At 39.6% G+C, this 6000-nt stretch carries 8 protein-coding genes; all 8 read left to right on the top strand.

Features of this window, described 5'->3' with window-relative positions:
• Positions 1 to 617 (top strand): glucosaminidase domain-containing protein (locus MKX60_RS30275; RefSeq protein ID WP_341061971.1); only part of this gene is annotated, 617 nt, incomplete at its 5' end.
• The gene (locus MKX60_RS30270; RefSeq protein ID WP_341061969.1) at positions 617 to 1057 is read left to right on the top strand and encodes a hypothetical protein; all 441 of its coding nucleotides are present in this window, start codon (positions 617 to 619) and stop codon (positions 1055 to 1057) included. The genes MKX60_RS30275 and MKX60_RS30270, both read left to right, overlap by 1 nt.
• A 471-nt stretch (positions 1058 to 1528) precedes the next feature.
• The gene (locus MKX60_RS30265; protein ID WP_341061967.1) at positions 1529 to 3046 is read left to right on the top strand and encodes an S-layer homology domain-containing protein; all 1518 of its coding nucleotides are present in this window, start codon (positions 1529 to 1531) and stop codon (positions 3044 to 3046) included.
• Positions 3047 to 3381: 335 nt separating this feature from the next.
• The gene (locus MKX60_RS30260; RefSeq protein ID WP_341061966.1) at positions 3382 to 3753 is read left to right on the top strand and encodes a DUF4258 domain-containing protein; all 372 of its coding nucleotides are present in this window, start codon (positions 3382 to 3384) and stop codon (positions 3751 to 3753) included.
• Positions 3754 to 3976: 223 nt separating this feature from the next.
• Complete coding sequence (locus tag MKX60_RS30255; protein ID WP_341061963.1) at positions 3977 to 4213, top strand: hypothetical protein; 237 nt, start codon at positions 3977 to 3979, stop codon at positions 4211 to 4213.
• A 259-nt stretch (positions 4214 to 4472) separates the two neighbouring features.
• Complete coding sequence (locus tag MKX60_RS30250) at positions 4473 to 5099, top strand: hypothetical protein (RefSeq protein ID WP_341061961.1); 627 nt, start codon at positions 4473 to 4475, stop codon at positions 5097 to 5099.
• 7 nt (positions 5100 to 5106) lie between these two features.
• Complete coding sequence (locus tag MKX60_RS30245) at positions 5107 to 5664, top strand: hypothetical protein (protein ID WP_341061960.1); 558 nt, start codon at positions 5107 to 5109, stop codon at positions 5662 to 5664.
• Positions 5665 to 5703: 39 nt separating this feature from the next.
• Positions 5704 to 5955 (top strand): hypothetical protein, encoded by a 252-nt coding sequence (locus MKX60_RS30240; RefSeq protein WP_341061958.1) that lies wholly within the window; start codon positions 5704 to 5706, stop codon positions 5953 to 5955.
• Positions 5956 to 6000: the final 45 nt, after the last annotated feature.

Below are 6000 nucleotides of genomic sequence, written 5' to 3'. Positions count from 1 at the left end.
GCGTACGTGTGCCCACGACTTCAAAATTCCGGAGCTACTCTAGCGTAGCAGGATCTTTTGCTGACCATTCGGATTTCCTACTTAAAAACAGCCGTTATCGTTTCGCATTATCCAAAGAAAATCCTTATGAGTTTGCTAACGAACTCCAAAGAGCTGGTTATGCGACGGATAGTCAGTACGCCAACAAACTTAAATCGATTATCCGAAAACAAAACTTAGCTTCGCTAGATATGAATCAAGGGATTGACCCCGCAACGGGCCAACCCTTTACTGATATCGGTTTTGTTGGAGGAGACGGTGGGGACGGTGGGGCTGGTAGTTTAATTACTGTGACCTTTGGAATTAGTCAATATTATGGAGGACCGGCATTTGAAACCCATGAGGAACAGTATATGAACGGTAAGTATCATACCGTTTATAAAACCATTAACGATCCCACAACTGGAAACCCAATAATTAATTTTGAAAATTACGATCGTGTGGTACACTCTTCTCAAGCGCAAGCTCCAATCATTGAGATAAAAGACATTCCAGAAGCAATTAGAGTAACCATTTATGCGCCCAATGAACGAGAATTTTATGTGATGAATGTAGATTATATAAAGGGGACTTATTAATGAATACACAATTGGTTAATCTGCAGTTCAGCGATACTTACCTCATGGTCAATTTCGAGATTACTTTCCAAGAAATCCAATCCTGGTTGTCTATGGCCGGCCACAACATGGATGATGCATCTCTTTTCAGAGCTCTGTTATTCCCAGAATCACTGGATTCGGATCAACAGACCGAGTTGTGCTGGATTATCCTACACAGATACGAGGATGTTTTCTTCCAAACTAATCGCAACTGGACGGATCCGGAACATCCAGCAACAATGAACAGCGTGCATCAGTTATTGCTTCACATGATGAACAGCCGCACACTTAATGGTGAAGATAATACGAAGCTAGACCTTTACTTACTCCTGCAGCAAGATCGTCAAGCTGATACACCGTTATATCCTACGCTACATCATCTGTTTGATGTGAAGTGGGGTAACTCCGCTTCCGCATAGTGCAGCAATTTAAATAGTGCTGTATCCTTCCTTAGGAGAAAGTTAAAATCTCCTTTGGAAAAAGTGATCCCCTAAAGTTAGATAGGTAATTTAAAAGAGACTTTTAGGCATGAGTTAATGTCCGGTTGCTTCTAGAATAAGCAAAGGACGTTGTTAGGATGCAGTTCAGCGTCCTTTGGCTAAACCATCACGAGTGTGCTCAAGGTGGAATATTCATCTGAATGCCTTTCCGAGCATAAGGGTTAGGCCGATACCCATCCTCATGATTGGCATGCTTGAAGTCAGATATTTACAGAGTTCGTAGTTTAACTTACTTTGTACCCGCCAAACTATTGCTTGGCGGGTTTTTTTGTTCTCCAGAAATGCAAACCATTTACTAATATTGAAATTTTAAATCACAATGTTTAATTAGCAGGATTTATGTGATTTTTTGTCGAATCTAAAAAGAAAAACTTTTTTGGGGGCCTTTCAATGTTTAAAACTATAGCTACATGTACTACTGTAGCACTCTTGGTTTCATCTTTATTTACATACGCTCCATCAGTTGAAGCAGCAGATGCTTCTTGGGTGAAGCAAGTGGAAGTCTTTGATAATGGATCTTACATTTTGAAAAGTAACGAGGACTTAATGTTTTGGGATGGAAGCGAACTGAAAAAAGTTACTGGACATATAACATCCATATCAGAAGATGGGGGTGCAATGGCAGTAAGAGAGAACGGAAATCTTATAGAGCTATCTCGTGATACATACAAAACGATCAAACTGTCAGAGAAAATAGGAAAAGTTAAACAAGTGGTCGAAATTAAATATGTTGTAAATCAAAAAGAAGAATTATGGGATACAGAAAAGGAAACAAAGCTTCTTGATAATGTTAGTGAGGCAGTATCGGGTGATCAGTTTGTTATGGCACTAACTAATGATGGTTCTCTGTGGAGTTGGGGAAATGATAATGGTGGTCAGTTGGGGAATGGATCAAAAGATAATAATGATACGCCTGAAATAGTTTTACAAAATATATCTAAAATAGCCGCGAATGGACACAATGCAGCTGCAATAAGCAAGAGTGGCGAACTTTATTTATGGGGTATAATTCACTTTGATAAGGGTCTTGGGTGGGATCAGACTCCACTAAAAGTATTAGACAATGTAAAAGACATTTCATTAACACAGACTATTGCAGCTATTACAAACAATAATGAATTATATATGTGGGGTAATGGTTTATATGGACAACTTGGTAATGACACAGAAGAAAATTTAGAAGTACCAACAATGATAATGGACAAGGTTAAACACGTAGATGTTTCAAGTAAAGCAACTATTGCTGTAAGAGAAAGTGGAGAAGTTTGGGGATGGGGATATAAAGAAGGTTTAGATGCGAAGTCATCTGATACTTATATCAAAACCCCAATCAAAATCTTAAATGCTCAACCAATCCCGGTATACCCGGTGACAGGGAACTATAAGATGTCAAGTTCATGGGCGCAAACTGAGTTACCAAAAGCTGAAGCAAGAGGATTACTGGCTCCTGTGATTCAGCTTAATCTTAATAAGCCAATTACTAGAGAGCAATTTTCAGAAGTGGTAGTAAAGTACTATGAGGCTATGATAGGAAAAAGCGTTTCCGAACAGGCGAAGAATCCTTTCCTAGATACAAAAAACAAACAAGTAATCAAAGCATATAATTTAGGTATCGTTAATGGAGTTTCTTCGGATCACTTTGAACCGAGCAAATCAATTACTAGAGAAGAAATAACGGTGATGTTGAAACGAGCACTCGATAAAGCTCGTCCGAATTTTGAATATAACTATTCATATAAGCGTTTTGAAGATGAAAGTAAGTTTGCCTCATATGCTCAAGAACCGATAAAATATTTACGTTCGCTGGGTGTTGTTAAAGGTGAAAACAATTTCTTTAATCCAAAAGCCAAAACGACAATTGAAGAAGCTGTAATAATGACATACCGTTTACTTGAAATTACAGATTAAAAATATATCAATAAAAAAGGTCACCTTGATTTAACACGTAATAAATAAGGGAAAAGGGACAAACTATATAAGACTAGGGGTAATAGACGGCATACGAAAGAATCTGCCTACTCTATTGCCCCTTTTCATTGATTAGGATATAATTACCTCATTACGAAACACATTCATTTTCTCCGCTGTCTTATATTCAGCTGGAGAAGGAGCTGTTGTCTTAATTGACAACTTATAGAATATGCCTTGAGGTTGAAAAAGTATGGCCATTTTTTTGGTTATGCCTTTTTTTTCATTTCAAGGCTTTTTTTTATGTCCAAAAACATGAAAAGGGGGAGATAGAGATGGACCATATGAAGAAATACTGGCCTAAAGAGCTGGAATGCATAAGAAAAGGCGTAAATCATCTTGATGGTTACGTCACTACGATTAGTCCACATTACATGCAAGATCGTTATCATAATTCGGATTATCCGGATCGTGTGTTCGACGAACTTGATATCGTATGGGCAATTGCTAATGGTGAGATCGTCGAAGGATACTATAGTGGAGAGAGAGGAAGAAATCCTGAACCGGAGCGGACAATTATCGGTCCTGCAGTATCCGGTAATTGGGCTGTCGTGATTATCTTGATGAAGACTGGTAATCAGTTCATCGTAAAAACAGTATTTCCTGTGGATAGGGAGCGTTACAGCAAATATATCCCTAAATCATGAGAGAAGAGGAATAGAAATGATGCCTGCTAAAGATGCAAACAAAGTACATGCCTTGCTTATCCTTACCTACATCGTAGGAACACTTGTCTTGATTAGTCGAGCAGTTTTTGGATAAAAATAGTGCATCTATTTTTTGTTGAATTTAGTAAACCATGATAAAATAAGGCCATAGGAGGGATGCTTTATGTCTCAATGTGGCCGGTGCAAAAAGGAGATCAATACTATGTTGATTACTAATAAACGTCAATTTGATGGAGGAACGTTAGTAGTAACTGGTGTTCCAGTTCAAAAATGCGAATGTGACGAACAAATGCTTCTTAATGATAGTGCTCTGATTGCGGGTTATGTAAGATTGCTCGTGGATCGCAGTATTATTGGAGAGGTTACTGTATCCATGCAGGATCTAAAGCAGAAATTCACAATCCAAGATTTCCTGCCTAAAGAAGCTCAACAACATTAATTTTTTCCTAGGAGTTATAAATAGTACAGATGTTATTGAGGAACAACGATGTTGTTTTTCTAGATGATTCCTTTAGGAGTACATCATTTAGGATCATAACTAACGGACGTCCACAGCTTCTGTAATCCCTTCAGGGATGGAGACATGATATATACCTTATTGGTGTAACTCGTGTATAAAAAATCAAATATGGATGGCATAAAGGAGGCTGCTACTGCGGTGTCCTTTTTTTTGTGCCTAAAAAAGGGAGGATCTCCAGATGATTAAAAAGGTAATGATTCAAGACGACTTAGGTATCCTTTGCAGTGGGCTTGCGATTGTTGATCTGGATGGAAGCGACGTCTGCATTGACTTTGACGTTGTAAAACCACCTCAGACGAATGTGATTGTTGGCGGCCGAAAGAAGCGAATCTCTATGGAAGATGCGGATCAATTTGAAAGAGAATTGTTCGAACTCTTCACCTTTCATAACATACCGCTAAAGATCGGCACCTATGCCATTTCAGAGGAGATCAACCAATCAAACCGGAGGGTGGAAATAGAAATGAAACAGCTGACGACAAAACGAGTTTGTCTCTTGGTCAATTTGGGAGGATTTGAAAAGCGGATGTCTGAAAACCTACTTATTGCTAAAACCTATAGTGAATTCGTTTACTCCCTTACTGGTGATGGTCTCGTCGATATAAATAAAGCTCAACTCGTTCCCGTGAATATAACGGCGCTTACACCGGCTGAGCTGCAAGTCTGGTCTTCTATGATCAACGATCAGCTAATAGAAGCGGGTTTTGATCCTGATAACACCATCATGCTGGCGGCTGGCCGCAATTATCGCGGTACGCTTCCACTTGGCATGAACATCGGGAACAATGTACGGATTGGGGCGTGAGTACGGAATGAAGCTTCGATATATTGCTTTTAAATGGCACGTAGAAGCACCGTTAGAAGCGGTTGCAACTGTCCTGAAGCAAGTCAAGCTGACTCCTGGTAAAAAACAACGCTGGACCCGCTCCATAGGTACGCATTCACTCACCGTGGAGGCCCGGGTAAATATGTGTTCACCCGAACGTTCCTACTTTTGGATTCGTTTCGCTAATGAGCATGGGCCAACTGATAAGGAGTTACTAGCTCGAGTGCTATCCGATTGGTACTTTACGATGAGTCAGCACTTTGTGACTTCAGTTAATTGGATGCAGGTTGCTCTTGATATTGAACAGTTTCGCCCAATCTACGGATTTGTCGAGAGCAATCCAAGGATTTGGTCAAAAGCGGAGAAACAACTGTATTTCTCGTTTTATCCCATTCTTGACCACTATTATTTTGAAGTCCGGAATGAGGATATTCGGAATTCGATCCCGCATCAGCGCTTTTCGCATTGGCTTGATGAATTGAAACATAATTTGAAAGGCCAGCAGAAGCCTGATGATCAAATCAGCTTCGATCTAGTTGTATAAATATCGCCCGCTGTGGCGCTTGAGAGGATGACTTATATTATGACATTAACTCCTCTGCAGGAGATCAATATTGAAACCTATTTACAAACCATGCCCGTGGATATTCAAGGGAACATTTCTGTTTGTACAGAAAAATGGTTGAAAGGGGAGACAGCTCATGGTTATCCGCATCCAGCGCAAGTTTGTGCGAATATCCAAGCTAGTAATGAGCGTCAACCTTTTCTAAGCGTTCAACAAGCCTTGAATCTGCAGCTGCTAAAAAGACATCTTCACCTGGCAGTGGCAGTGTAATTAGTTTTAGTTAAGCAAGAAGCTGGAGACCATAAAAATAACTTA

It is taken from the genome of Paenibacillus sp. FSL R5-0914 (genome assembly GCF_038004525.1).
Taxonomy (GTDB): Bacteria; Bacillota; Bacilli; order Paenibacillales; family Paenibacillaceae; genus Paenibacillus_AQ.
Note: the sequence above shows the minus strand (reverse complement) of the source record. Positions and strands in the feature narration are given on the sequence as shown.